The organism is Rhizobium sp. S152 (genome assembly GCF_030380735.1).
Classification (GTDB): domain Bacteria; phylum Pseudomonadota; class Alphaproteobacteria; order Rhizobiales; family Rhizobiaceae; genus Rhizobium.
On the sequence record NZ_JAUDRZ010000008.1, the window covers coordinates 341,805 to 366,982 of the forward strand.

The window sequence follows — 25,178 nt, forward strand, 5'->3', positions numbered from 1 at the left end:
CGTGATGTCAGAGAAAGGTGTCACGCTCGTCCGCGATCAATTCTTGCAGGAAATCAACGACGGTACGAACCCTCACGAGATCGCGCGCGCTCTCGTGATAGGTCGTCCAATAGGCACGCCGTATCGAAACGTCGGGAAGGATGCGAGCGAGTTCAGGATATTGGCGGGCGATGTAGTCGTGCAGGATGCCTATGCCGGCGCCGGAGCGAACGGCCTCTGTCTGGCCGATGGCGGTCGAGATTTCGAAGGCGGCATCCCAACTGCGCATCACCGCGGATGAGAAATTGAGCGACGCGGTAAAAAGCAGGTCCTCCACGTAGCCGATACGCGGATGCCCTTTCAGGCCATCGATGTCACCTGGCGCTTCATGTCTGGCGAGGTACTCTCGCGAAGCATAAAGGCCCAGCGTATAGTCCGTCAGCTTCGATGAGACGAGGCGGCCTTGTTCCGGGCGCTCCAGGGTGATCGCGATATCCGCCTCGCGTTGCGAAAGCGAAAACGAGCGTGGCACTGGCACAAGCTGGATTTTCAGTTCCGGGTGGCGCTCGATCAATCGGCCCAGGCGCGGAGCCAAAAACGAAACGCCAAAGCCATCGGGCGCTCCCACGCGCACCGTTCCGGCAATCGCTGTATCCGTGCGGCCGAGATTGGCCTGCGCGGCGAGCATCTCTGTTTCCATCCGCTCGGCCGACGCCAGGAAGATCTCTCCCTCGGTCGTCAGTTCGCACCCATTTGTCCGGCGTACGAAGAGCCGGGTCTTCAGAGCCTCCTCCAGAGACGTGAGGCGTCGCGATAGTGTGGCGTGGTTAAGCGCCAAGCGCCTTGAGGCCGCGAGGATCTGGCCCGTGCGTGCAACGGCGAGGAAAATGCGGACGTCATCCCAGTTCATTGCTTGGCCGCCATCGCAACCGGCTCCACATCGATCAGGATGAGCGATGTCACCATTCCGGCTGTTCCGGTCTTGTATTTGAGGAAATGTGGCGTCAGCAGATGCGCCTCGTAGGCTTCCTGGTCTGCATACACCTCGAGGATGCGAATCTTGTGAGGGCTATCCTTCACGGCAACGGCGCTCAACGATAGAACGCCGTCTTCCAGAGCGACGGCCGCCTCGATCTCTTCGGAAAGCAGTGCCCGATACGCTTCGACCTGGCCCGGATCGAGTTCGATCTCCGCCATCCTCACGATCTTGTTTTTGCTCATTCGCGGTCATCCTCCCAAATTCGGCTTGCGCTCTATATGCGTCATAGGAACGCCAGCCGATGCCGAGCTTTAATTTTCGCACAACGGTTCCTTATATCAGTTCATTGATTTGTGTAAATTGAAGTGCGACTGTCCGGCATCGAATGAATCCCAGAGGAGGCACATCCATGCGTGAGATCGGTCATTTCATCGGCGGCAAGCATGTCGCAGGCACCAGCGGACGCACCAGCAACGTCTACAATCCGGCCACGGGCGAAGTGCAGGCAACCGTTGCGCTTGCGAGCAACGAGGAAATGCGCGCGGCCGTCGAGAACGCCAAGGCGGCGCAGCCGAAGTGGGCTGCCACCAACCCGCAGCGCCGCGCCCGCGTCTTCTTCAAGTTCGTCGAGCTCCTGAACAAGCACATGGACGAACTCGCCGTTCTCCTGTCCAGCGAACACGGCAAGACGGTAGAGGACTCCAAGGGCGATATCGTTCGCGGCCTCGAAGTCTGCGAATTCGTCTGCGGCATTCCGCACCTCCAGAAGGGTGAGTTCACGGAAGGCGCTGGTCCCGCGATCGACATGTACTCGATGCGTCAGGCCGTCGGCGTTGGCGCCGGCATCACGCCGTTCAACTTCCCGGCCATGATCCCGATGTGGATGTTCGCCCCGGCAATCGCCTGCGGCAACGCCTTCATCCTGAAGCCGTCCGAACGCGACCCCTCCGTTCCGCTCCGCCTTGCCGAACTGATGATCGAAGCCGGCCTTCCGGCAGGCATCCTCAACGTCGTCAACGGCGACAAGGCTGCCGTCGATGCGATCCTCACCGATCCCGATATCGGCGCCGTTTCCTTCGTCGGCTCGACCCCGATCGCCCGTTACGTCTACGGCACCGCAGCGATGAACGGTAAGCGCGCCCAGTGCTTCGGCGGCGCCAAGAACCACATGATCATCATGCCGGATGCCGACATGGATCAGGCCGTCAACGCTCTGATGGGCGCCGGCTATGGCTCCGCCGGCGAGCGCTGCATGGCGATCTCGGTTGCCGTTCCGGTTGGCGAAGAAACGGCCAACCGCCTCGTCGAGAAGCTGACGCCGAAGATCGAGGCGCTCCGCATCGGTCCTTACACGGATGACAAGGCGGACCTCGGCCCGCTCGTCACCAAGGAAGCGCAGGCCCGCGTCACCGGCCTGATCGACAAGGGTGTCGAAGAAGGTGCCAAGCTCGTCGTCGACGGTCGTGGCTTCAAGCTGCAGGGCTACGAAGACGGCTACTTCGTCGGCGGCACGCTGTTCGACAACGTCACGCCCGACATGGAGATCTACAAGACCGAGATCTTCGGACCGGTTCTGTCTGTCGTCCGCGCCAAGAACTATGAAGAAGCCCTCGAACTGCCGATGAAGCATGAATACGGCAACGGTGTCGCGATCTACACCCGCGATGGCGATGCGGCCCGCGACTTCGCCTCGCGCATCAACATAGGCATGATCGGCATCAACGTTCCGATCCCGGTTCCGCTGGCCTACCACTCGTTCGGCGGCTGGAAGGCTTCCAGCTTCGGCGACCTCAACCAGCACGGCACGGACTCGATCAAGTTCTGGACGAAGACCAAGACGATCACCGCCCGTTGGCCGTCCGGCATCAAGGATGGCGCCGAGTTCGTCATGCCGACGATGAAGTAAGCTTCGCGGTAAGCTATGGGAAACGGGCTCCATCGGGAGCCCGTTTTCGTGTGAGGCAAGCCGTCAGAAAACGTGATTTAATTTTTCACCTTTTCGCCTTTTTGGAATTGTTCAAAACTACTATTGCCTCTATATAAGGTTTTCAAAGAGAACGATTCTGGAGATCGGCATGCGTTTGACGAAACAGACCAACTATGCGGTTCGCATGTTCATGTATTGCGCGGCCAACGACGGCAACCTCAGCCGTATCCCGGAGATCGCCAAGGCTTACGGCGTTTCCGAACTTTTCCTTTTCAAGATTCTGCAGCCGCTCAACAAGGCGGGTCTGGTGGAGACCGTGCGTGGCCGCAACGGCGGTGTCCGTCTCGGCAAGCCGGCCGAGAAGATCAGCCTGTTCGACGTGGTGCGTGTCACCGAAGACAGCTTTGCCATGGCCGAGTGCTTCGAGGATGACGGCGAGATCGATTGCCCGCTGGTCGACAGTTGCGGCCTGAACTCGGCGCTGCGCAAGGCGCTCAATGCTTTCTTCGACGTTCTGACGCAGTATTCGATCGACGACCTCGTCAAGGCCCGTCCGCAGATCAATTTCCTGCTCGGCATCGACGGCGAGCATCATCATCGCAAGCCGCAGGCTGTCGCGCCGGCTGCCTGAGGTCGCATCGCATTATTCTTCACAACCGCAGTCACGGATCGTGGCTGCGGTTGTTTCGTTTCCGGATTCCCGTTGTCGGCGCATCAGCCGCGGTACCGTATTTGCACCACCGATCATATGCGCACACATTAAATGTGACCAAAACAAGGGTTATCCAGAGTGAATATTGCTGAATGCGACTGAAATTTGGCGTAAAATTACTAAAGTTGACCGGCTAGAAAAATTTTCCGGGCCGGTCGTTGATTTCAGCAATCAAATGTCGTTCCATCGGCGCTCGATCCGGAGGAGCGCTCTGGGATCAGAAAAACGTATAAAAGAACAAACCTGGGAAACGAAATCATGAAAAAGATCTCTGTCCTTCTGGCAGCGACCGTTTTGGCCTCGGCCATGGCGTCGGCCGCTTGGTCCAAGACGCTTGTATATTGCTCGGAAGGATCGCCGGAAGGCTTCGATCCCGCAATCTACACGGCAGGCACCACTTTCGACGCTTCGTCGCGTACCGTCTACAGCCGCCTGGTCGAGTTCAAGCATGGCAAGACCGAAGTCGAGCCGGGCCTTGCCGACAGCTGGACCGTTTCCGATGATGGTCTGACCTATACCTTCAAGCTGCATCCGGGCGTCAAGTTCCAGACCACCGAGTTCTTCACGCCGACCCGCGATCTGAACGCCGATGACGTCGTCTTCTCGTTCGATCGCCAGCTGAAGGCCGACAGCCCCTGGGCCAAGTACGTCGCCGGCGTTTCCTACGAATACGCTGCCGGCATGGGCTTCCCGGATCTGATCAAGTCGGTGGAGAAGGTCGATGACCTCACCGTCAAGTTCACGCTCAACCATCCGGAAGCACCGTTCCTCGCCGACCTCGCGATGGACTTCGCCTCTGTCGTTTCCAAGGAATATGCCGACAAGCTGCAGGCCGATGGCAAGATGGAGCAGATGAACCAGATGCCGCTCGGCACCGGTCCGTTCACCTTCGTCGCCTACCAGCCGGATGCCGTCATCCGCTACAAGGCCAACGAAACCTACTTCAAGGGCAAGGAAAAGATCGACGATCTCGTCTTCGCGATCACCCCTGACGCTTCCGTTCGCGCCCAGAAGCTCAAGGCTGGCGAATGCCACATCATGCCTTACCCGAACGCTGCCGACGTCAAGGACCTCAAGGCCGACTCGAACCTCAAGGTTCTGGAACAGCCGGGCCTGAACGTTGCCTATCTCGCCTACAACACGCAGCAGGCTCCGTTCGACAAGCCTGAAGTGCGCAAGGCGTTGAATATGGCGATCAACAAGCAGGCGATCGTCGACGCCGTCTTCCAGGGCGCTGGCCAGGTTGCCAAGAACCCGATCCCGCCGACGATGTGGTCCTACAACGACGCCGTCAAGGACGACGCCTACAGCCCCGACGAAGCCAAGAAGGCTCTCGAAGCAGCTGGCGTCAAGGATCTCTCGATGAAGATCTGGGCCATGCCGGTTTCGCGTCCGTACATGCTGAACGCACGTCGCGCCGCCGAGCTGATGCAGGCTGACCTCGCCAAGGTTGGCGTCAAGGTCGACATCGTCACCCACGAATGGGCCGAATACCTGAAGCTCTCCAAGGACGTTAAGCGCGACGGCGCCGCGATCCTCGGCTGGACGGGTGACAACGGTGATCCGGACAACTTCCTCGACACGCTGCTCGGCTGCGAAGCCGTCGGTGGCAACAACCGCGCGCAGTGGTGCAACAAGGAATTCGACGCCCTCGTGAAGAAGGCCAAGAAGACCGCCGACGTTGCCGTGCGCACCAAGCTCTACGAAGAAGCACAGGTTGTCTTCAAGAAGGAAGCTCCCTGGGCAACCATCGACCACTCGACGGAATTCGTTCCGATGAACGCCAAGGTTTCCGGCTACGTGCAGGATCCGGTCGGCGTTCACCGCTTCGATGGCGTTGATATCGCCGAATAAGCAAAACTATGCAAAGATGCCCGACAAGATCGGGCTTGGCCGGCGGTCAGGTTTGATACCTGACCGCCGGACTAATATGGACATATGAGATGTTTCGTTTCTTCATCGGGCGCCTAGCGGTCCTGATCCCCACCTTCCTCGGTGTTTCCATCATCGCTTTCGCGTTCATCCGCCTGCTGCCGGGAGATCCGGTCATGCTGATGTCGGGCGAGCGCGTCATGGCGCCGGAACGCCATGCCGAAATCATGCACGACCTCGGCCTCGATCGGCCGGTTTACGTCCAGTACATCGATTACCTCGGTAATCTCGTGCAGGGCGACCTCGGCTCGTCGATCGTCACCAAGCGCCCGGTCCTGCAGGAATTCATGTCGCTGTTTCCGGCAACGCTGGAGCTGTCGCTCTGTGCCATCCTGTTCGCCATCATCCTCGGCATTCCCGCCGGCATCTTCGCCGCGGTGAAGAGGGGGACGTGGTTCGATCAGGGGGTCATGGGTGTGGCCCTTGTCGGCTATTCCATGCCGATCTTCTGGTGGGGCCTGCTCCTCATCGTTCTCTTCTCGAATACGCTGCACTGGACCCCCGTGTCCGGCCGTATCTCGCTGATGTACTTCTTCAAGCCGGTCACCGGCTTCATGCTGATCGACAGCTTGCTGTCCGGCCAGGCCGGCGCCTTCAAGTCGGCTTTCCAGTCGCTGATCCTGCCGACCATCGTTCTCGGCACCATTCCGCTCGCCGTCATCGCCCGCCAGACGCGCTCGGCCATGCTCGAGGTTCTCGGCGAGGATTACGTGCGCACCGCCCGCTCCAAGGGCCTCGCACCTCTCCGGGTCGTCGGCGTACATGCGCTGCGCAACGCCATGATCCCTGTCGTCACCTCGATCGGCCTGCAGGTCGGCGTTCTGCTTGGCGGCGCCATCCTCACGGAAACCATCTTCTCCTGGCCTGGTATCGGCAAGTGGATGGTCGATGCGGTGTTCAAGCGTGACTACACCGTGGTCCAGGGCGGCCTGCTTCTGATCGCGGCCATCATCATGCTCGTCAACCTGATCGTCGACTTGATGTACGGTCTCATCAACCCCCGTATCAGACACTAGGAGCGGCCCATGAGCACGACAAACACCACGTCTGCCCAGCCCTCCGGCCTATCGGAGTTCTGGTACTACTTCTCCCGCAACAAGGGCGCGGTCATCGGCCTCGTCGTTTTCGTCTTCGTTCTCCTGCTGGCGATTTTCGCATCCGTCGTCGCCCCGCATGATCCGAACGTACCGTCGGGCTTCCAGCGCCTGCCGCCGGCCTGGTCGGAAGGCGGCAACAGCGCCTATTTGCTCGGCACCGATGCCGTTGGTCGCGACATGCTCTCGCGGCTGATCTTCGGCACGCGCTTCTCGCTGTTCATCGGCCTCGTCGTCGCATCGCTGTCGGCAGTTGCCGGCGTCCTGCTCGGCCTGATCGCCGGCTATTTCCGCGGTCGCACCGATACGATCATCATGCGCGTCATGGATATCATCCTGGCCTTCCCGTCGCTGCTGCTGGCCCTCGTCCTGGTCGCCGTTCTCGGTCCGGGCCTGCTGAACGCCATGATCGCGATCTCGATCGTCAACCAGCCGCACTTCGTCCGCCTGACCCGCGCCGCCGTCATCAGCGAGCGCGAGAAGGAATATGTCGTGGCCTCCCGCGTCGCCGGCGCCGGCACGCTTCGCCTGATGTTCAAGACGATCCTGCCAAACTGCCTGGCACCGCTGATCGTCCAGGCAACGCTCGCCTTCTCGGCGGCTATCCTCGACGCGGCGGCCCTCGGCTTCCTCGGCATGGGCGCCCAGCCGCCGACATCCGAGTGGGGCACGATGCTCGCCGACGCCCGCGAGTTCTTCCAGAGCTCGCCGTCGCTCGTCACTTTCCCGGGCCTGTGCATCCTCATCACCGTTCTCGCCATCAACCTGATGGGCGACGGTCTGCGCGATGCGCTCGATCCCAAACTGAAGAGGTCCTGATATGGCACTTCTCGAAATCGAAAATCTCGTCGTCGAGTTCCAGACCTCGACCGGCACCTTCCGCGCCGTCGATGGCGTGTCGATGAAGGTCTCGGCCGGCGAAGTTCTGGCCATCGTCGGCGAATCCGGCTCCGGCAAGTCCGTCTCGATGCTTGCCGCCATGGGCCTTCTGCCCTGGACCGCCAAGGTCACCGCCGACAAGCTGGTCTTCGACGGCCGCAACCTGCTCGGCATGTCTGGCAGCGAGCGCCGCAAGATCATCGGCAAGGACATGTCGATGATCTTCCAGGAGCCGATCGCCAGCCTTAACCCGTGCTTCACGGTCGGCTTCCAGATCGAGGAGGTGCTGCGCATCCATCTCGGGCTGAACAAGTCGGAACGCCGCAAGCGCGCCATCGAGCTCTTCGAAGCTGTCGGCATCCCGAACCCCGCCGAGCGCCTCGGCCACTTCCCGCACCAGATGTCGGGCGGCCAGTGCCAGCGCGTGATGATCGCCATCGCCATTGCCTGCAATCCGAAGCTCCTGATCGCCGACGAGCCCACCACCGCGCTCGACGTCACGATCCAGAAACAGATCCTCGATCTGCTGATGCGTCTGCAGACCGAGCATGGCATGGGCCTGATCATGATCACCCACAACATGGGCGTGGTCGCCGAGACCGCCGATCGCGTGATCGTGCAGTACAAGGGCCGCAAGATGGAGGAGGCCGACGTGCTCTCCCTGTTCGAGGCGCCGAAGAGCGACTACACCCGCGCGCTGCTCGCGGCTCTGCCCGACAACGCCACCGGCGACCGCTTGCCGACCATCGGCGAAATCTTCAAACAGACGAGTGAGGGAGCGGCCCAATGACGCCAGTCCTCGAAGGCAAGAACATCGTCCGCAACTACTTTCTGCCGGGCGGCCTGTTCAAGAAGGAAAAGACTGTCCACGCCGTCAAGGGCGTGAGCTTCACGGTCGAGCAGGGCAAGACGCTGGCGATCGTCGGCGAAAGCGGCTGCGGCAAGTCCACGCTGGCGCGCATCATCACTATGATCGATCCGGCAAGCGACGGCGAACTGTTTATCGACGGCAAAAAGGTGGATATCGCCGCCGGCGATCTGACGCCCGAGATGCGCCGCAAGGTGCAGATCGTCTTCCAGAACCCTTATGGTTCGCTGAACCCGCGCAAGAAGATCGGCGATATCCTGATGGAGCCGCTGATCATCAACACCAACACGCCCGCTGCCGAACGCCGCGAACTGGCGATGTCGATGCTGAAGAAGGTCGGCCTGCAGGAAATCCACTTCAACCGCTATCCGCACATGTTCTCGGGCGGCCAGCGCCAGCGTATCGCCATTGCCCGCGCGCTGATGCTGAAGCCGCGTCTGCTGGTTCTCGACGAGCCGGTGTCTGCTCTCGACCTGTCGGTTCAGGCACAGGTGCTGAACCTGCTCGCCGACCTGCAGGACGAGCTGAACCTGACCTACGTCTTCATCAGCCACGACCTCTCGGTGGTGCGCTACATGGCCGACGACGTCATGGTCATGTATTACGGCGAAGCCGTCGAATACGGATCGCGGGATCAGGTTTTCAACGACCCGCAGCACAGCTATACCAAGACATTGTTCGCGGCGACGCCGCGCGCCGATGTCGACACCATCAGGGCACGTCTCGCCCGCAAGAATGCGGCCATCGCGTCGTAAGCTTGGGTCTCCTGACACGGTGGATCATGCCGAGGTGAGGAGAATTTCTGGAATGTCTGCACAAAACACGCGCCCCCATGCCATCATAGTCATGGGGGTCAGCGGCTGCGGCAAGTCGTCCGTGGGCGAGGCGATAGCGCAAGCACTCGCCGTCGAATTCGCCGAGGGCGATGCGCTGCATCCGGCCTCCAACGTCGAGAAGATGTCGAGAGGCATACCCCTCAACGACGAGGATCGCTTCCCCTGGCTCGATATCATCGGCCGGACAATGAAGGCGGCGCTTGATCGGGGCGAGGGGATCGTCGTTTCCTGCTCGGCGCTAAAGAAAAGCTACCGCGACCGCCTGCGCGCTGCCGTCGACGGCAACCTGTTCTTCGTCTACCTGCACGGCTCCAGGGAGCTTTTGACCGCACGCATGGGCGCACGCAAGGGCCACTTCATGCCGCTTTCCCTGCTGGAAAACCAGCTTGCAACTCTCGAAATTCCGACGGGCGAACCGGGCGTCGTCACCCTCGATATCGACGCGACGATCGACGAGATCGCGAAGACGGCGCTCCGCGATCTCAAAAGTCTAGGTGTGGCTTAGCCGTCGTTGCGAAGCAGTATCTTCTTCTCGAGGAAGAAATACGGCCGCAGCCTCACGCCGATGACATTGCCGGCAAAGGCGGCCAGGGCCCAGAGGTAGCCGTGCAGGCTGCCGGACGCGATGCCGGAGAAATAGGCGCCGATGTTGCAGCCATAGGCGATGCGCGCCCCGTAGCCGAGCAGCAGCCCGCCGATGACGGCAGCCAGCACCGAGCGCAGCGGAATATCCAAGCTCGGCGCGAAGCGGCCGGCCAGCGAGGAAGCCAGCATGGCGCCGGCGATGATGCCGAAGTCCATGACAGAGGTGACATCGGCGAACACGCTGCTTGCCAGCGCCTTGGCGTTGGCGGGCGTCTGCCAGTAGGCCCATACGGTCGGATCGATGCCGATCAGCTGCGCGCCCTTGGCGCCCCACAGCGCAAAGGCCGAAGTGATACCCCAGGGGCGTCCGGCAATCGAAAGCGTGACGAAGTTGAGCAGCGCCAGCGCGACTGCGCCGAGCACCAGCGGCCAGGGACCGCGAAGAAAACGGGCAAAGCCGCGGCGTGGCGAAGGCGCGGCCACTTCCAGCGATCCATGCCAGCGCTTTTCCACCACCACGCTCAGTCCGGCGATGGCTGCGAAGATGATCAGCGAAACCGCGATACCGCCAACTGCGCCGAAGCTCGTCACCAGCGATGTCGGCGGCAGCGACGGCAGGCTCACCCACCAGTCGAAATTGATGGTGCCGAGCACCGAGCCGACGATGAAGAAGAACAGCGTCACCAGCATGCGCGCATTGCCGCCGCCGGCGGTGAACAGCGTGCCGGAAGCGCAGCCGCCGCCGAGCTGCATGCCGATGCCGAACATGAAGGCGCCGACGATGACGCCGATGCCGGCTGGCGACACCGAGCCCTTCACCTCATGGCCGAACAGCGTGCCGCTGGCGAGAAACGGGAAGAACAGCACGACGGTGATGGCAAGCAGGATCATCTGGACGCGCAACCCGCGTCCGCGTCCGTCCGCGATGAAGACGCGCCAGGCGGAAGTAAAGCCGAAGGCGGCGTGATAGAGCGCGATACCGAGCGCGCCACCGACGAGAAACAGCGCGCCCTGGGCCGGGCCATAATAATAGCCGAGCAGCAGCGTACCGAGAACGAGGACGAGAAGCGAGCCGAGACCCGGCGTGCCGAGCGACGGCTCGCGGGTGTCAAGAGCGGAAGAGGAGGCGATGGTCATGGGAGATTTCCTAAGGTTTCCCGTGTCTTGTAACGAATAGTGCACTACTGTTGTAGCAATGGCTTTGCGCAATTCGCCCTGACGGCGGATTCCTGTCCTCAGCACGGCTCCAAACGCGATAATGGATTGGGCTTAAGGGTCAAAGCGTTGTGGCGAGTAGGGAGAAATATCGACGAAAGGCTGTTCGCCGGTCATCTGCTCGGCCAGCGCCCTGCCGGTTACCGGCCCGAGCGTCAGCCCGTGATGCGCGTGCCCGAAGGCGAACCAAAGCCCTTCATGGCGTGGCGCCTTGCCGATCACGGGCATCATGTCCGGTGTGCAGGGGCGGGCACCCATCCAGGGTTCCGGATCGAGCCGCTCTCCGAGCGGAAACACGCCGCGCGCCACTTTCTCGGCGCGGTCCAGCTGCACCGGCGTCTTCGGCGCGTCCATCGCCGCGAACTCGGCGCCCGTCGTCAGGCGAATGCCGTTCTCCATCGGCGCCAGGAGATAGCCGAGTTCGGTGTCTGCAACGGTGTTGTTCAGCACCGCGTTGCCCTTTGCAGAGTAGTGCATGTGGTAGCCGCGCTTGACCCCCAGCGGGAAGGCGTAGCCAAGCCGCCTCGTCGCGATAGCCGCCCATGGGCCGAGCGCCATCACGGCCTCGTCGGCCTCGACAGGGCCTTCGTCTGTCGCAATCTTCCAGCCGGCGCCGAACTTGCCGAAGGAGTTCGCGTCACCCGCAATGAAGCGGCCGCCGATGCTTTCGAAATAGCGCAGGTAGCTTGCGGTCAGGGCTTGCGGATTGGTGACCGACCACGGGTCCTTCCACTTCAGCCCGCCGACGAAGCCGAGGTTCAGGTCCGGCTCCAGCCGCGCCAGATCGCTGGTGTCGAGCCGATCGAAGCCGACGCCGAATTCCCTTTGCAGCCGCTCCGCCTCGGAGAATTCCGCGTCGCGTTTCTCCGCCGTGCGAAACACCTCGATCCAGCCATTCTTGCGGATCAGGTGCTGAGCGCCCGCTGCCTCGATCAGGTCGTCATGCTCGGAAATCGAATGTTCGATCAGTGGCGCATAGGCCTTGGAGATCATCTGGTGGCGCTTGGCGTCGGAGTGCCACCAGTAGCGCGCCAGGAACGAGAGCTGCCTTGGCAGCGCCTTCAGGTGATAATGCGCGTCGATCCGGTTGTTGAGTGCGTAGCGGAAAAGAACCCCAAGCTGCTGCGGAAAACCATAGGGCACGACGCCCTCGCGCTGGATCAGACCGGCATTGCCGAATGATGTGCCGTTGCCCGGCGCCTTGCGATCGACCAGTATTACCTGGCGGCCTCGCCGCTGCAGGTGAATGGCGGTCGATACGCCGACGATGCCGGCGCCAAGCACGATTGTGGTCTTCGTCATGATGATCACGTCCAAACTGTTTCAGCACGAAAATGCCGTCCCGGCTGGCGTCACGCAATTGAAAAATTCCATTTCATTTCAAAAACATTGCGGTTCGCAAGGCGCCGCTCTCGGCGCGGATGCGGACAACGAGCACGGCTGCGTTAAGGATCGAAAACACCAGCGCATAGACGGGCATAGCAAAGACCAGCGGCAGCACGGCCATCTCGCCCGCTACGACGGCATAGTTCGGGTGCGACATGAACCGGTAAGGCCCGCTTCGGACAAGGGGCATGCCGGGCAGCACGATAATCCGCGTCGTCCAGCGCCGCCCGAGCGTTGCGATCACCCATACGCGGCAGGCCTGCAACACGACGAAGACTGCCAGCCACACCGGCTCGATCGGTCGTCCGGGGGCCAGCAGCCACAGGCCGGCGATCCAGCTCGCATGCAGCGCGATCATCAGCGGATAATGCTCCGGTGCCACTTCCCTGCCGCCTCTTTTTAGCAGCGCCCGGGTATTGCGGCGGGCAAGCCCCAGCTCCGCCAGTCGCTGCAACGTCACGAAGCCGAGAACGGCGATCGACGGCCACCACATCAGCTGATCCTCCGCAATGTCACGCAGCTGGCGGTAAAGCCAGGACCCATGGCGATCATGGCACTTCGCTCCGGCAACCCCGCCCGCAACACCCGCTCCAGCACGAATAGCACTGTCGGAGAGGACATATTGCCGAATTCGGCGAGTACCGCGCGCTCGTGGTCCAGCGCCTCGGGCTTAAGCGTCAGCGCGCTTTCCAGCGCGGCCAGCACCTTGGCGCCGCCGGGATGGCAGATGAAACGGTCTATATCGCCGCGCGCGAGGCCGTTGCGCGCCAGGATGCCGTCCACGGCCGGGCCAAGCTCAGCCTCGGCAAAGGGCGGCAGCGATTGCGCCAGCACGATGCCGAAGCCGCTGTCGTCGATCCGCCAGCCCATGATGTCGAGCGTATCGGGAAACAGGTGCTCGCCGGTCGCTTCCACTTCGGCCAAGCCTTCCCGGCCGGCGCGCAGCACGCAGGCGGCCGCGCCGTCGCCGAACAGCGCCGTCGCGATTATATTGGCTCGCGTCAGCTCGTCCAGCCGGAACGCCAACGTGCAAAGCTCGAGCGAGACGAAGAGGACGACGGCCCCCGGCCGGCTTCTCGCCAGCCGCTCGGCGATGGCGAAGCCGGAAACGCCGGCCGCGCATCCGAGCCCGAACACGGGCACGCGCTCTATATCGGAGCGGAACCCCATGCGCCGGGCAAGCTGCGCATCGAAGCTCGGCGTCGCGATCCCGGTCGAGGATACGGTGACGACGCAATCGACGTCCTGCCCCTTCAATCCGGCGCGCTCGAGCGCTTGGGCGGCGGCATCGACGAACAGGCTGCGGGATGTCTCCGCATAAGCCTCCATCCGGTCCTGCCACCCATGCGGGGTGACGAACCATTCGAGCGGTCGTGCGGCATGACGCTTGATGATGCCGGCATTCTCGAACACGCCTGAAAGCCGCGTGAAATCCTTGAGGCGGTGGGAAAACAGCCGCGCGCAGGTCTCCGCCGCCTCGGCCTGCGTGATGATGTGTTCGGGCGCGGCGGTCGCCACGCTCAGCAGTTTCACGGTATCGCTCACGATGTCGGTCACAGGGGGCTCCTCTTGCACCATGCGCGGCAAACACCCCGCACGCGGCTTTATTCGTCGAGGGACCTAACAAACGAGTGATCGGAAAAGATCGCGCGGCGGCGAATAAATCTTCGGGCAGCGGTGTTCATTCGCCGCAACGTCATTCCAGCAGGAGAGATCTCATGATGACCGCACCCGTTCGCATCGCTTCGCTGCTCCTCAGCGGCTGCATCGCCGCCTTCGCCTTCGCCATCGCCGGCCCCGTCTATGCCATCGGCGGCGGCAGCGGCGAGGACAATCAGACGATGCCGACCTGCAAGAAAGGCCAGGTCTACGACAAGAAGACCAAGAAGTGCGTCAAGCAGTCCGGCGCCAACATCACCGACGAGGATCGTACCGATTACGCCTACGCGCTCGCCAAGGCCGGCCGCTACGACGAGGCGCTGGCGATGCTCGATACCCTGAAGAACTCCAATACGCCGGAAGCGCTGAACTATCGTGGCTACGCCACCCGCAAGCTCGGTCGCACGGACGAGGGCATTTCCTATTATCTGAAATCGGTGGCGATGGATCCGCACTATGCGCAGGTGCGCGAATATCTGGGCGAGGCCTATCTCGTCAAAGGCCGGATCGACCTTGCACGCGACCAGCTGAACGCCATCAAGGCGATCTGCGGCAATACCGAATGCGAGGAATACGAAGACCTCAACCAGGCGATCGTCGATCCGAGCAAGATCTGATCGCTTCATTGAGCAAACGCAGGTTCAACTGTTGCCAGGAAATTTGAGAAATGCCGGTCGCGGATACCACATTTGCTGTCTACAGTCGTACCGCCGCAGGGCCGCAGGCATCGCCTGCGGCCTTTGATGGTGCACCTGCGGGAGGGGCGGTCATCGCAAGCAAAGCCGATATCAGAAGCGGCCTGACGGAACACCTGGCGCGCCTCTGGCGCTACGGCCTGGTGCTGTCGCGCCGCCGCGACATCGCCGACGATCTCGTTCAGCAGACCTGCGTGCGGGCGCTGGAGCGGGCCGAGCAGTTTGCTGCCGGAACCCGCCTCGACCGCTGGCTGTTCTCGATCCTGCATTCCATCTGGCTGAACGAAATCCGCTCGCGCCGCGTGCGCCAGGGGCAGGGTTTCGTCGAGGCGGAGGAGGCGCTCGTCGTCGATGGCGCCCACGAAACGGAAACACATGTCATGGCCGGCCAGGTGCTGCGCCTGGTCGACGCCCTGCCGGAAGCCCAGCGCGTGGCTGTCTTCCTCGCCTATGTCGAGGGCCTGTCCTACAAGGAGGTTGCGAGTCTGCTAAATATTCCGATCGGAACCGTGATGAGCCGCCTTGCCGCAGCGCGCGCCAAGCTGTCGGACAACCTGTCCGGGGAGGACGCAGGATGACCGAGAACAACGCCATCCCCCGCGACGAGGAACTGACCGCCTATCTCGATGGCGAACTGTCGCCCGAAGAGGTCTCGCGCCTGGAAGCGATCCTCGAGGTGAGCGCCCCCGCCGCCGAACGGCTGGAGTTCCTGTCCCGCAGTAGTCTCCCCTTCAAGGCGGCCTTCGAACCGTTGCTTGCGGAAGCGCCTACCGAGAAGCTCGAAGCCATGCTCGGTGCGTTGCCGCATGAAGAAATTACGCCCGCGAAAACCGGCATCGGCCGCCGCGGCCTCCTCGGCGCCATGGCCGCCTGCCTCGTCGCCGGTATTGTTGTCGATCGCATCGCCATCGGCTGGCCCGGCGAACGCGAGGCGGCCGATGAAAGCGCCGAATGGCGCGCCGTCGTCGCCGAATATATCGCTCTCTACACCCCGGATACGCTCGCCGGCCCTGCTCCCACGGCTGCCGAACGGGCCGCGCAACTCGCCCGCATCGACGAGAGGCTCGGCCTTTCGCTTTCCCCCGATGCGATCGCCTTGCCGGGAATGGACTTCAAGCGCGCCCAGATCCTGCAATACGATGACCAGCCGCTCGCCCAGATCGCCTATCTCGACCCGGAAACCGGCCCTCTCGCGCTTTGCATCATCCGCTCTGAGGTCGGGCGCAAGGCACCGGAGGTCGAAGGGCGTAAAGGCATGAACGTGGTCTACTGGGCAAGCGACCGCCATGCCTTCATGCTGATCGGCCGGGTCGCTGCGGATCGGATGCAGGCGATCGCCGACGCGATGCGGGAAAGGGCGGCCATAGGATGAGGGCTACGCGGTTCGCTGGGCTTGCCGTCTTCGAGACCGTGATGAGTGTCCCTATACCGCGAGTTGTTCCGACGGAGGCGCCGAATAGACACCGATATTAGGCTTGAATTGCCCTGCGAAATGCAGGGTAAACGACCCCTTCATCGGGAACGGGGCCTGCAGAACCTCCCAGGGAAGCCGTTTCAGCAACCCGGACAAGGCGTATTTCGGTAGCATGTGGGTGACGAAGCTGCCCTGTTCATACGCAGGTCCGGCCCATCGTGGATCTCTGCATATCCACTGCTGCCCCGTCTTTTCCCACAGGTCCGGCGGATAGAGCGCGGCCCATTCGGTCATCAGCTCAAGTCCGCGCTGCCCCCTGCACATGAACACGCCGGCATTGAACGGGCTGCGCCAGACCGGATTGTCGGACGAATACACGAAGACCTCGTCGTTCGAGAAAAAGCGATCGACCGGCATATCGATGTCATGAACGACCGCATCGGTATCCAGCCACAAGACCGCGTCGTAGCCGGCGTTCAGATAGTGTTTGGCGATGTGCGGCTTGGCCCAGAATGGTGGGATGTCCATCCCCAGCCGGTTCACGAATGCATATTCATAACCATGCTGCTTCGCGTATTGCGCATTGCGACCGATCAGGGTTGCAACATGCGCCAGTACCTCAATCGGACGGTCATCGAACTGTATGACGGCTATCTTCATCCAAATACGTCTCTCTTTAATGACTTGCTTCGGCGGCCCCTGTGACTCGGAGAGCGCCAAATCGGTCCTGTCAGGCCTTTTGCTTGTGGTCTGGAGAAGCAAGAATAAACATCAAGGACAGCCTGAGGCTGACCAAATGCTGCTTTTATCTTGAGTACTTGGTGCGCGTCTCCGGCGAGAATTGCCGCGTGAACGCGAGAAGCCGTTGCTACCGCTCTTGTATTTTATAGAAGCGATACGGATTTGAATGCTCAAGGACTGTGAAACCACAATGGTTGTAGCCGGTGTACCAAGCGATCATGTTTAAGGGAGAATTGGCTGGGGAACCTGGACTCGAACCAAGATTAACGGAGTCAGAGTCCGTCGTTCTACCATTGAACTATTCCCCAGCAGTCGCTGCCGAAGCATGGCCTGGCTGCTGTGCGGCGCTTATAACCAAAAGCTTGGCGATTGCAAATAGGTCTTTTGAAAAAAATCCACACGTGTTTTCGGACCACCCGAGCGGCCGTTCGAGGTGCATTGGTGAGCTCGAGCAAAAAGAATTTGGTGATTCCGCTTCGCGCTGATATCCTTGCCGCAACGCAAAAATCGAATGAGCGCCTGCTGCATACCGTCCTGGACTTGCGCGGCGCGATGGAAAACGAACGTGGAAGACCCCGAAGGCGGCGCCAAGCCGCAATTTGACGGGGCGTCGGCGGCAGGTCGCAAGGATGGTAAGAAATCCAGGCGGCGTAAGGGCAAGCGAGGCGGGCAATCCCGCATCGCAGGCCAGTCCGCTCAGCATGTCGCCTCCGGTGATGCCGGAGAGGCAGCGCGCCCAAGTGATGACGCAGCCGGGAATCCGGCACGCAAGCGCAAGCGGCGTCGCCGCGGGTCGGGCGAAGGCGCGCAACAGCACAAAAATCACGCTGAACGGCACGCGACGGCGGAGCAGCAGGTCGCTCGCGTCGAAGGGGAGGCGGCCTCAAGCCGCCGCAATCGACGCAAGCACCGTGGCAAGCGTGGTTTGCAGGGGCGTCCGCTCGCCCACGAAAAAGGCGCCGGCCAGCACGGACACGCAGCGCCGGCGCAGCAGCCCTCCGCGCGCGGCGAATCGCCGAAGCCGCGCGGCGCCGAAGCGGACAATCGTGCCGTTCGGCAGAACGAGCGCGAGCAGCGGCCGCACTTCGAGCATCAATGGCCGGACGAACTGTACGCGGCGCTCGATCTCGGCACCAACAATTGCCGGCTGCTGATCGCGCAGCCGACGCGACCCGGCCAGTTCCGCGTCGTTGACGCCTTCTCGCGTATCGTCCGCCTGGGCGAGGGGCTCGCCGCCAGCGGCCGCCTGTCGGAAGAGGCGATGGACCGCGCGGTCGATGCGCTGCGTGTCTGCGCCGCCAAGCTGAAGAACCGCGAGATCCGTCGCATGCGGTTGATCGCGACCGAGGCCTGCCGCCAGGCGAGCAACGGCGAAGAATTCCTTCAGCGCGTCGTCACCGAAACCGGTCTCGAGCTCGAGATCATCGACCGAGAGACGGAAGCGCGGCTCGCCGTCTCCGGCTGCTCCTCGCTGGTCGGCCGCGAAACGCGCTCCGTCGTGCTGTTCGATATCGGCGGCGGCTCGTCGGAAATCGCAGTCATCCGCATCGGCGACAGCCGGCTCAATCGCCTCGCCAACCATATCACCCACTGGACGTCGCTGCCCGTCGGCGTGGTCACGCTCTCAGAGCGCCACGGCGGCCGGGATGTCACGCCCGATGTCTTCGAAGGCATGGTGCTCGAGGTCGAGGGCATGCTGGCCGGTTTCGATTGCCCGGCGATCGAGGTCGATCAGGCCGGCGATTTCCACCTCATCGGCACCTCGGGGACCGTCACGACGCTCGCCGGCGTGCATCTCGACCTGCCGCGCTACGACCGCCGCAGGGTCGATGGCATCTGGCTGTCCGATGACGAGGTCTCGGCCATGCAGGCGAAGCTGTTGTCCTGGGATTTCGCCAGCCGCGCCGCCAATCCCTGCATCGGGCCCGATCGCGCCGATCTGGTGCTGGCCGGCTGCGCCATCCTGGAGGCGATCCGCCGCCGCTGGCCGAGCCCGCGCATGCGCGTTGCCGATCGCGGCTTGAGGGAAGGGCTGCTGACGGACATGATGGCGGATGACGGCGTCTGGCGGCGCCATCGCCACCGCCGCGGCCAGCGCGGCAAGTAAGATCTACGCGGCCAGCGCGGCAAGTAACAACCACGCGGCCAGCGTGGAAGATAGGAAACGGGATGACCAAGCCAACGATCGCGGGAAACCGCACCGGCCGCAAGCTCGGCCAGCGCGTCAAGAACAAGAAGATGAAGGCGTCGTCGCGGCAGTGGCTGCAGCGCCACATCAACGATCCCTACGTGCAGCGCGCGCAGCTGGAGGGTTACCGCGCCCGCGCCGCCTTCAAGCTTTTGGAGATCGACGAGAAGCACGGCATCCTCAAGGGCGCCCGGCGCATCATCGACCTCGGCGCCGCCCCCGGCAGTTGGTCGCAGATCGCCGCCAAGGTCACCGGCTCGACGGATGAGGACGTGCGCGTCGCGGCGATCGACTTCCTGGAGATGGCGCAGCTTCCCGGCGTCAAGATCCTGCAGCTGGACTTCCTTGATCCGACGGCGCCCGATCAGCTGATGGAAGCGGTCGGCGGCACGCCGGATCTCGTCATCTCCGACATGGCGGCACCGACCACGGGCCACCACCGCACCGATCACCTGCGCACCATGCACCTCTGCGAGGTAGCAGCCCATTTCGCCATCGAGGTTCTGGGCGAGGGTGGACATTTTCTTGCCAAGACCTTCCAGGGCGGCACCGAGAAGGACCTGCTGAACATGCTGAAGCAGCATTTCAAGCAGGTCGTGCACGTCAAGCCGGCCTCCTCGCGCGCCGAATCGGTTGAGATGTTCCTGCTCGCCAAGGGCTTCAAGGGCCGCAAGGCGCAGCCGGAAAACGCGGAGGCTTGATCTTGTGGCCGTTCCGGGTGGAAGATGCTTCCTCCCAGGAATGACCGCTGAGATCGATGCTGCTCTACATCACACTTGGAACCAACGATATCGAAAGCGCCGGCCGTTTTTACGATGCCGTGCTGCCGCCATTAGGCTACCGCCGCCAGCGATACTCCGAGGAGGAGATCGGCTACGCGGCCGATGGCGACGTGCGCTGCCGGCTGTGGGTCGTCACCCCCTTCAACCGCCGCCGGGCGTCGAACGGCAACGGCACGATGGTGGCGCTGGCGGCTGCCACGCGTGCCGATGTCGATGCCTTTCATGCAGCCGCACTTGCGGCTGGTGGTTTCGACGAAGGCAAGCCGGGCCTTCGCCCGTTTCACGACAGCTTTTATGCGGCATATGTGCGCGATCATGACGGCAACAAGCTGAGCGCCGTCTGCGAGGAGCCCGAATAGCGGCCTACTTGACGGCTTGCTCCACCACTGCCGGCGTTACCCGCTGCGCCCCATGGCCGGAGACATGCGCGCCGGCGTTCCGGTCCATGCGAATGAACGGGATGGTGGCGATGACAGTCAGGACGGCCAGGGCGAAGAAGGCATTGTGGAAGTCCGCCACCTGCAGCGCCTCGCCGCGGATATAGATCGACGTCTCCAGGATCGCCGCTGCGACGGCAACGCCCAGCGCCAGGCTGATCTGCTGGATCGCCGAGGTCATGGATGTAGCCTGGCTGGCGTTGGCGTCGTCGATATCGGCATAGGCAAGCGCGTTCACGCCGGTGAAGAAGAACGAGCGCGAGAAGCCGCCGATGAGAAGAATGGTGATGATGACGAGGTGCGGCGTCACCGGTGTGAAGAAGCCGGTGGCGATGGTGACCGCCGTGGTGACGGCCGCCGCAGATAGCAGGGTCGTGCGGAAACCGGTCGCCGCGAAGACGCGACGCGCCATGAACTTGGTGGTAATCGCGCCGATCGCGCCCGCGAAGGTTATGAGGCCGGATTGGAACGGCGTAAGCCCGAAGCCGAGCTGCAGCATCAGCGGCGTCAGGAACGGCATGGCGCCGATGCAGATGCGGAAGATCGTGCCGCCGATGATTGAGGCGCGAAAGGTCTGATTGCGGAAAAGATCGAGGTTCAGGATCGGTGCAGGATGTCGCCGGGCATGCCTCACATAGAGGAAACAACAGACCACGCCTATCGCGGTGGCGATGATGCCGATGATGGGCGGCAGTGCCGGGAGGCTGACGACGGAAAGTCCGAAGACCACGCCGGCGGCGGCAAACGAGGTCAGCACGAACCCCGTCACATCGAGCTTCGGGGGCGCGGTCGCCTCCACCTCGGGCAAAAAGATCGTCGCCAGCCAGACACCGATGATCCCGACGGGCACGTTGATGAGGAATATCCAGTGCCAGGTAAAATAGGTGGTGATGAAGCCGCCGAGCGGCGGCCCGGCCAATGGACCGACGAGTGCGGGAATGGTCAGAAGCGCCATGGCGGAGACCAGATCGCTGCGCTTCGTGGTTCTGAGCAGCACCAGGCGCCCTACCGGCGTCATCATCGCGCCGCCCATGCCTTGGAGGAAGCGGGCGCAGACGAATTCGACCAGCCCCGATGAGAAGGCGCAGAAGATCGAGCCGACAACGAAGACGCAGATGGCGAGGCGAAAGATGCGCTTGGCGCCGAAACGGTCCGCCATCCAGCCGCTGATGGGGATGAACACCGCGAGCGACACCATGTAGGCCGTCAGCGCCAGTTTCAGCGTGATCGGCCCGACATGCAGGTCGTTGGCGATCGCGGGCAAGGCGGTGGAGATGACGGTGGAATCCATCTGCTCCATGAAGAGCGCGACGGCGAGGATAAGGGGAACGATACGGTTCATGCGCGAATGCCTCGGGGGCTACGAAGGCTGCTCGGAAAGCCATTGCTCTGTAGTCCTCGCGGAGAGCTCTGCCAACCCTTCCATGCGCGTTGGAGACACAATCGCTTCACGTCTGCGTGACATCGCTTGCCCGGTAATTTCCCGTGCCAAATTTGGCATATGCTAATCGCGGCTATCGTTGCATGACGCGACGGGCATGTGGGCAATGGGGTTCGCGCGGCGTTGCTGTCGCGCTGTAGAAGAGGGATGGCACATGGCTAAGTCCAAGGGGATTGGGCGGCGTACATTTTTTGCCGCAGGCGTTGGCCTGCTGGCGGCGCCGGTTATTTTTAGACAGACGGCCGCATTGGCCGCAAGCGGAGACAACACAAAGATGGATGCGACAACGCAGCCCCAGTTCAATCAGTTCAAGCTCGGCTCCTTCAAGTTCACCGTCGTAAAGGATGGTGGCGTGGTTGGGGAAAAGCCGAATGAAACCTTCGGTACCAACCAGACGCCGGAGACCGTTCAGGCGCTGCTGACAAAGAACTTCCTGCCTACGGACAAGTTCGTCAACACCTTCGCGCCCTTCGTGGTCGACACCGGTTCGGACGTGATCCTGGTCGATACCGGCTTCGGTGAAAGCGGCCGCGCCAAGGGCAACGGCCAGCTCGCCGCCGGCCTCAAGGCTGCCGGTTACTCGACCGATGACATTACCGTCGTCGCGCTCACCCATCTGCATGGCGATCATATCGGCGGCCTGATGGAAGGCGGCAAGCCCGCTTTTGCCAAGGCCCGCTACGTCGCCGGCAAGACCGAATATGATTTCTGGACCGACAAGGCTCGCGAGGGCACGCCTGCCGAAGGCGGCCACAAGGCGGTTCTCGCCAATGTCGTGCCGTTGGCAGAGAAGATCACCTTCATCGGCGAGGGCGATACGGTCGCGTCCGGCATTACCGCCATGCTGGCCCCGGGTCACACGCCCGGCCACATGATCTTCAACATCGAGTCGGATGGAAAGCGCCTGGTCGCCACCGGCGATACCGCCAACCACTATATCCTGTCGCTGCAAAACCCCACCTGGGAAGTCCGCTTCGACATGGACAAGGCGCAGGCCGCAGCCACTCGCAAGAAGGTGTTCGACATGATCGCATCCGACAAGGTGCCATTCCTCGGCTACCACATGCCGTTCCCGGCTGTCGGCTATGCCGAGGTCTACGAGAGCGGCTATCGCTTCGTGCCGAAGACCTATCAGTTCGACCTCTGATCGTGCTGCATGGCAGCCATACGGAGCCCGGCCATCGCGCCGGGCTTTTTACTATTCCCTTAACGCCGCAGACGTGGTACCAGCCCTCGCCAACTTCCAAAGCAACTTCACACATCGCCGGTGCGGATAATTCGTTCCGGGTGAGGGTGCATTTTTCTTTCATGAGGAATTGGCCATGGCTCGCATCATTGAAACGCCGACCGGTTTAGACGCACTCACCTTCGACGACGTGCTGCTGCAGCCTGGTCATTCCGAGGTCCTGCCGGGCCAGACCAGCGTCGCGACCCGCATCGCCACCGATTTCGAACTCAACATCCCGATCATCTCGTCGGCCATGGACACGGTCACCGAAAGCCGGCTGGCGATCGCCATGGCCCAGGCCGGCGGTCTCGGCGTCATCCACAAGAACCTGACCCCGGTCGAACAGGCCGAGCAGGTTCGCCAGGTCAAGAAGTTCGAAAGCGGCATGGTCGTCAACCCGGTGACGATCGGCCCCGATGCGACGCTCGCCGACGCGCTGGCGCTGATGAAGATCCACAGCATCTCCGGCATCCCCGTTGTCGAGAAGTCCGGCCGTCTCGTCGGCATCCTGACCAACCGCGACGTCCGCTTCGCCTCCGATCCCGCCCAGAAGATCTATGAGCTGATGACCCGCGAAGGGCTCGTCACGGTCAAGGAAACCGTCGACCAGCAGGAAGCCAAGCGTCTGCTGCACGCCCACCGCATCGAAAAGCTGCTGGTTGTCGATGGCGAAGGCCGTTGCGTCGGCCTCATCACCGTCAAGGACATCGAGAAATCGCAGCTCAACCCGAACGCCTCCAAGGATGCGCAGGGTCGCCTGCGCGCCGCCGCCGCCGTTGGCGTCGGTGACGATGGCTTCGAGCGCGCCGAGCGCCTGATCGAAGCCGGCGTCGACCTGCTCGTCGTCGATACCGCCCACGGCCACTCGCAAGGCGTGCTCAACGCCGTCGGTCGCGTCAAGAAGCTCTCCAACTCCGTCCGCGTCATGGCCGGCAACGTCGCTACGTATGACGGCACCAAGGCGCTGATCGATGCCGGTGCTGATGCCGTCAAGGTCGGTATCGGCCCGGGCTCGATCTGCACGACCCGCATCGTTGCCGGCGTCGGCGTTCCGCAGCTCGCCGCCATCATGTCGGCGGTCGAGGCAGCCCGTGCCCAGGATATCCCCGTCATCGCCGATGGCGGCATCAAGTTCTCCGGAGACGTCGCCAAGGCGATCGCATCCGGCGCCTCCGCCGTCATGATCGGCTCGCTGCTCGCCGGTACCGATGAAAGCCCGGGCGAAGTCTACCTCTACCAGGGCCGTTCCTTCAAAGCCTATCGTGGCATGGGCTCCGTCGGCGCCATGGCCCGCGGCTCGGCGGACCGCTACTTCCAGGCGGAAGTGCGCGACACGCTCAAGCTGGTTCCAGAAGGCATCGAAGGCCAGGTTCCGTACAAGGGCCCGGTCTCCGGCGTCCTGCATCAGCTCGCCGGTGGTCTCAAGGCGGCCATGGGCTATGTCGGCGGCAAGGATCTCAAGGACTTCCAGGAACGCGCCACCTTCGTGCGCATCTCCGGTGCCGGCCTGCGCGAGAGCCATCCTCACGATGTGACCATCACCCGCGAAAGCCCGAACTATCCGGGCGCCGGCGCCTGATGAACGACGCGAGCAGCCGCATCCCGACCTCGGTCGTCGCGCTGCTCGCGGCCATCTCCCTGGGCCTTTTCGCCTGGATGCTGTTCAGCTTCGTCCTGCCCTTCTGCAAGCTTGCCGATGTGAGCATGCTGGAGGTGAGAATGGGTCCCTATGGCGCCGCTGATATCGGCGCCATGCGCGATCTGCTCGCCAAGAACCAGCCCGCACGCGATCTTTTGAACGCGATGCATCGCGGGCCGGATCTCTTCTTTCCCGCAATGTTTATCGCTTTTCTCTATACGGCGCTGCTCAAGCTCCGTCCCGCCGGCCATTACTTCAATCGGCCGCTCTCCCCCGCCGTCATCGCCGCGATCTACGCGCTGCCCTTTATCTATGGCTTTTCGGATTACGCCGAAAACATCCTGACGACGAACATTTTCGGGGGCGGTACGGAATGGCGCTTTGCCGCGACCGTCCTGCCGTGGTTTTCAACCATCAAGTTCCTCGCAGCCGCGATTTGCTTGATCGTCATCCTCCGTTTTGCGCTCTATCGCGTGGTCCCGCCGGCCGACCGCGATACCCAATAAACATCGGTGACCTGCACTGGAAAGCCTTGGCCGTTTCCTCTAAAGCTCTGACCTTA

Annotated in this window: 25 protein-coding genes and 1 tRNA gene; 17 read left to right on the top strand and 9 right to left on the bottom strand. The window is 62.4% G+C overall.

Translation table 11 applies throughout. The features are described 5' to 3' along the window. Positions 1 to 7: 7 nt before the first annotated feature. Positions 8 to 889, bottom strand: coding sequence for a LysR family transcriptional regulator (locus tag QTL95_RS11170; protein WP_289720036.1), 882 nt, complete (start codon positions 887 to 889; stop codon positions 8 to 10). Continuing rightward, positions 886 to 1,200, bottom strand: a complete 315-nt coding sequence (locus QTL95_RS11175) for a putative quinol monooxygenase (RefSeq protein WP_289720037.1) — start codon at positions 1,198 to 1,200, stop codon at positions 886 to 888. Before QTL95_RS11175 ends, QTL95_RS11170 begins: the two co-directional genes overlap by 4 nt. A gap of 167 nt (positions 1,201 to 1,367) precedes the next feature. On the opposite strand from QTL95_RS11175, the gene QTL95_RS11180 reads away from it, so the two are divergent. From QTL95_RS11180 to QTL95_RS11215, 8 genes are all read left to right on the top strand, one after another. Further along, a complete protein-coding gene (locus QTL95_RS11180; protein ID WP_112533534.1) occupies positions 1,368 to 2,864 on the top strand; it encodes a CoA-acylating methylmalonate-semialdehyde dehydrogenase in 1,497 nt (498 codons plus the stop codon). A gap of 169 nt (positions 2,865 to 3,033) precedes the next feature. Next, positions 3,034 to 3,516 carry an iron-responsive transcriptional regulator RirA gene (gene rirA / locus QTL95_RS11185; RefSeq protein ID WP_289720038.1) on the top strand — a complete coding sequence of 161 codons (483 nt, stop codon included), beginning with the start codon at positions 3,034 to 3,036 and terminating at the stop codon, positions 3,514 to 3,516. 339 nt (positions 3,517 to 3,855) lie between these two features. Further along, complete coding sequence (locus QTL95_RS11190) at positions 3,856 to 5,451, top strand: ABC transporter substrate-binding protein (protein WP_289720039.1); 1,596 nt, start codon at positions 3,856 to 3,858, stop codon at positions 5,449 to 5,451. An 89-nt stretch (positions 5,452 to 5,540) separates the two neighbouring features. After that, entirely contained in the window at positions 5,541 to 6,545 is a 1,005-nt protein-coding gene (locus tag QTL95_RS11195; RefSeq protein WP_018898501.1) for an ABC transporter permease subunit, read from the top strand. Positions 6,546 to 6,554: 9 nt separating this feature from the next. Then, positions 6,555 to 7,442, top strand: a complete 888-nt coding sequence (locus tag QTL95_RS11200) for an ABC transporter permease subunit (RefSeq protein ID WP_018898502.1) — start codon at positions 6,555 to 6,557, stop codon at positions 7,440 to 7,442. A gap of 1 nt (position 7,443) precedes the next feature. Beyond that, a complete protein-coding gene (locus QTL95_RS11205; RefSeq protein ID WP_289720040.1) occupies positions 7,444 to 8,292 on the top strand; it encodes an ABC transporter ATP-binding protein in 849 nt (282 codons plus the stop codon). Beyond that, positions 8,289 to 9,125, top strand: a complete 837-nt coding sequence (locus QTL95_RS11210) for a dipeptide ABC transporter ATP-binding protein (protein WP_289720041.1) — start codon at positions 8,289 to 8,291, stop codon at positions 9,123 to 9,125. Before QTL95_RS11205 ends, QTL95_RS11210 begins: the two co-directional genes overlap by 4 nt. Positions 9,126 to 9,177: 52 nt before the next feature. Then, positions 9,178 to 9,711 carry a gluconokinase gene (locus QTL95_RS11215; protein ID WP_289720042.1) on the top strand — a complete coding sequence of 178 codons (534 nt, stop codon included), beginning with the start codon at positions 9,178 to 9,180 and terminating at the stop codon, positions 9,709 to 9,711. On the opposite strand, the gene QTL95_RS11220 is transcribed toward QTL95_RS11215, so the two are convergent. The 4 genes from QTL95_RS11220 to QTL95_RS11235 form a co-directional block, all read right to left on the bottom strand. Next, complete coding sequence (locus tag QTL95_RS11220; RefSeq protein ID WP_289720043.1) at positions 9,708 to 10,928, bottom strand: YeeE/YedE family protein; 1,221 nt, start codon at positions 10,926 to 10,928, stop codon at positions 9,708 to 9,710. The two genes, QTL95_RS11215 and QTL95_RS11220, sit on opposite strands and share 4 nt — an antisense overlap. A gap of 132 nt (positions 10,929 to 11,060) precedes the next feature. Continuing rightward, positions 11,061 to 12,308, bottom strand: coding sequence for an NAD(P)/FAD-dependent oxidoreductase (locus tag QTL95_RS11225; protein ID WP_289720044.1), 1,248 nt, complete (start codon positions 12,306 to 12,308; stop codon positions 11,061 to 11,063). A gap of 73 nt (positions 12,309 to 12,381) precedes the next feature. After that, the gene (locus tag QTL95_RS11230; RefSeq protein ID WP_289720045.1) at positions 12,382 to 12,885 is read right to left on the bottom strand and encodes an isoprenylcysteine carboxyl methyltransferase family protein; all 504 of its coding nucleotides are present in this window, start codon (positions 12,883 to 12,885) and stop codon (positions 12,382 to 12,384) included. Continuing rightward, on the bottom strand, positions 12,885 to 13,937 hold the full coding sequence (locus tag QTL95_RS11235) for a type III polyketide synthase (RefSeq protein WP_289720354.1): 1,053 nt from the start codon (positions 13,935 to 13,937) through the stop codon (positions 12,885 to 12,887). The genes QTL95_RS11230 and QTL95_RS11235 overlap by 1 nt, the downstream gene beginning before the upstream one ends. A gap of 173 nt (positions 13,938 to 14,110) precedes the next feature. On the opposite strand from QTL95_RS11235, the gene QTL95_RS11240 reads away from it, so the two are divergent. From QTL95_RS11240 to QTL95_RS11250, 3 genes are read left to right on the top strand one after another with little or no spacing between them, the layout of a single operon-like run. Then, complete coding sequence (locus tag QTL95_RS11240) at positions 14,111 to 14,668, top strand: tetratricopeptide repeat protein (RefSeq protein ID WP_289720046.1); 558 nt, start codon at positions 14,111 to 14,113, stop codon at positions 14,666 to 14,668. 50 nt (positions 14,669 to 14,718) lie between these two features. Beyond that, positions 14,719 to 15,324: an RNA polymerase sigma factor gene (locus QTL95_RS11245; RefSeq protein WP_289720047.1), complete on the top strand. Its 606-nt coding sequence runs from the start codon at positions 14,719 to 14,721 to the stop codon at positions 15,322 to 15,324. Then, entirely contained in the window at positions 15,321 to 16,118 is a 798-nt protein-coding gene (locus QTL95_RS11250; RefSeq protein WP_289720048.1) for an anti-sigma factor family protein, read from the top strand. Before QTL95_RS11245 ends, QTL95_RS11250 begins: the two co-directional genes overlap by 4 nt. A 51-nt stretch (positions 16,119 to 16,169) precedes the next feature. On the opposite strand, the gene QTL95_RS11255 is transcribed toward QTL95_RS11250, so the two are convergent. Together QTL95_RS11255 and QTL95_RS11260 are read right to left on the bottom strand one after the other, a co-directional pair. Then, positions 16,170 to 16,820: a hypothetical protein gene (locus QTL95_RS11255; protein ID WP_289720049.1), complete on the bottom strand. Its 651-nt coding sequence runs from the start codon at positions 16,818 to 16,820 to the stop codon at positions 16,170 to 16,172. Positions 16,821 to 17,135: 315 nt separating this feature from the next. Further along, positions 17,136 to 17,209, bottom strand: a tRNA-Gln gene (locus tag QTL95_RS11260). A gap of 257 nt (positions 17,210 to 17,466) precedes the next feature. On the opposite strand from QTL95_RS11260, the gene QTL95_RS11265 reads away from it, so the two are divergent. The 3 genes from QTL95_RS11265 to QTL95_RS11275 all read left to right on the top strand — a co-directional run bounded on the left by QTL95_RS11265 (position 17,467) and on the right by QTL95_RS11275 (position 20,230). Continuing rightward, a complete protein-coding gene (locus QTL95_RS11265) occupies positions 17,467 to 19,008 on the top strand; it encodes a Ppx/GppA phosphatase family protein (RefSeq protein WP_289720050.1) in 1,542 nt (513 codons plus the stop codon). Between the two features lie 62 nt (positions 19,009 to 19,070). Then, complete coding sequence (locus tag QTL95_RS11270) at positions 19,071 to 19,790, top strand: RlmE family RNA methyltransferase (protein WP_289720051.1); 720 nt, start codon at positions 19,071 to 19,073, stop codon at positions 19,788 to 19,790. Between the two features lie 56 nt (positions 19,791 to 19,846). Next, a complete protein-coding gene (locus QTL95_RS11275) occupies positions 19,847 to 20,230 on the top strand; it encodes a VOC family protein (protein WP_289720052.1) in 384 nt (127 codons plus the stop codon). A 4-nt stretch (positions 20,231 to 20,234) separates the two neighbouring features. Here the strand turns inward: QTL95_RS11275 and QTL95_RS11280 are convergent, their stop codons facing one another. After that, complete coding sequence (locus tag QTL95_RS11280) at positions 20,235 to 21,650, bottom strand: MFS transporter (RefSeq protein WP_289720053.1); 1,416 nt, start codon at positions 21,648 to 21,650, stop codon at positions 20,235 to 20,237. Between the two features lie 253 nt (positions 21,651 to 21,903). Here QTL95_RS11280 and QTL95_RS11285 point away from each other — a divergent pair, with 253 nt between their 5' ends. From QTL95_RS11285 to QTL95_RS11295, 3 genes are all read left to right on the top strand, one after another. Beyond that, entirely contained in the window at positions 21,904 to 22,896 is a 993-nt protein-coding gene (locus QTL95_RS11285) for an MBL fold metallo-hydrolase (RefSeq protein ID WP_289720054.1), read from the top strand. Between the two features lie 175 nt (positions 22,897 to 23,071). After that, positions 23,072 to 24,556, top strand: a complete 1,485-nt coding sequence (gene guaB / locus QTL95_RS11290) for an IMP dehydrogenase (protein WP_289720055.1) — start codon at positions 23,072 to 23,074, stop codon at positions 24,554 to 24,556. After that, positions 24,556 to 25,122: a hypothetical protein gene (locus QTL95_RS11295; RefSeq protein WP_289720056.1), complete on the top strand. Its 567-nt coding sequence runs from the start codon at positions 24,556 to 24,558 to the stop codon at positions 25,120 to 25,122. The genes guaB and QTL95_RS11295 overlap by 1 nt, the downstream gene beginning before the upstream one ends. Positions 25,123 to 25,178: the final 56 nt, after the last annotated feature.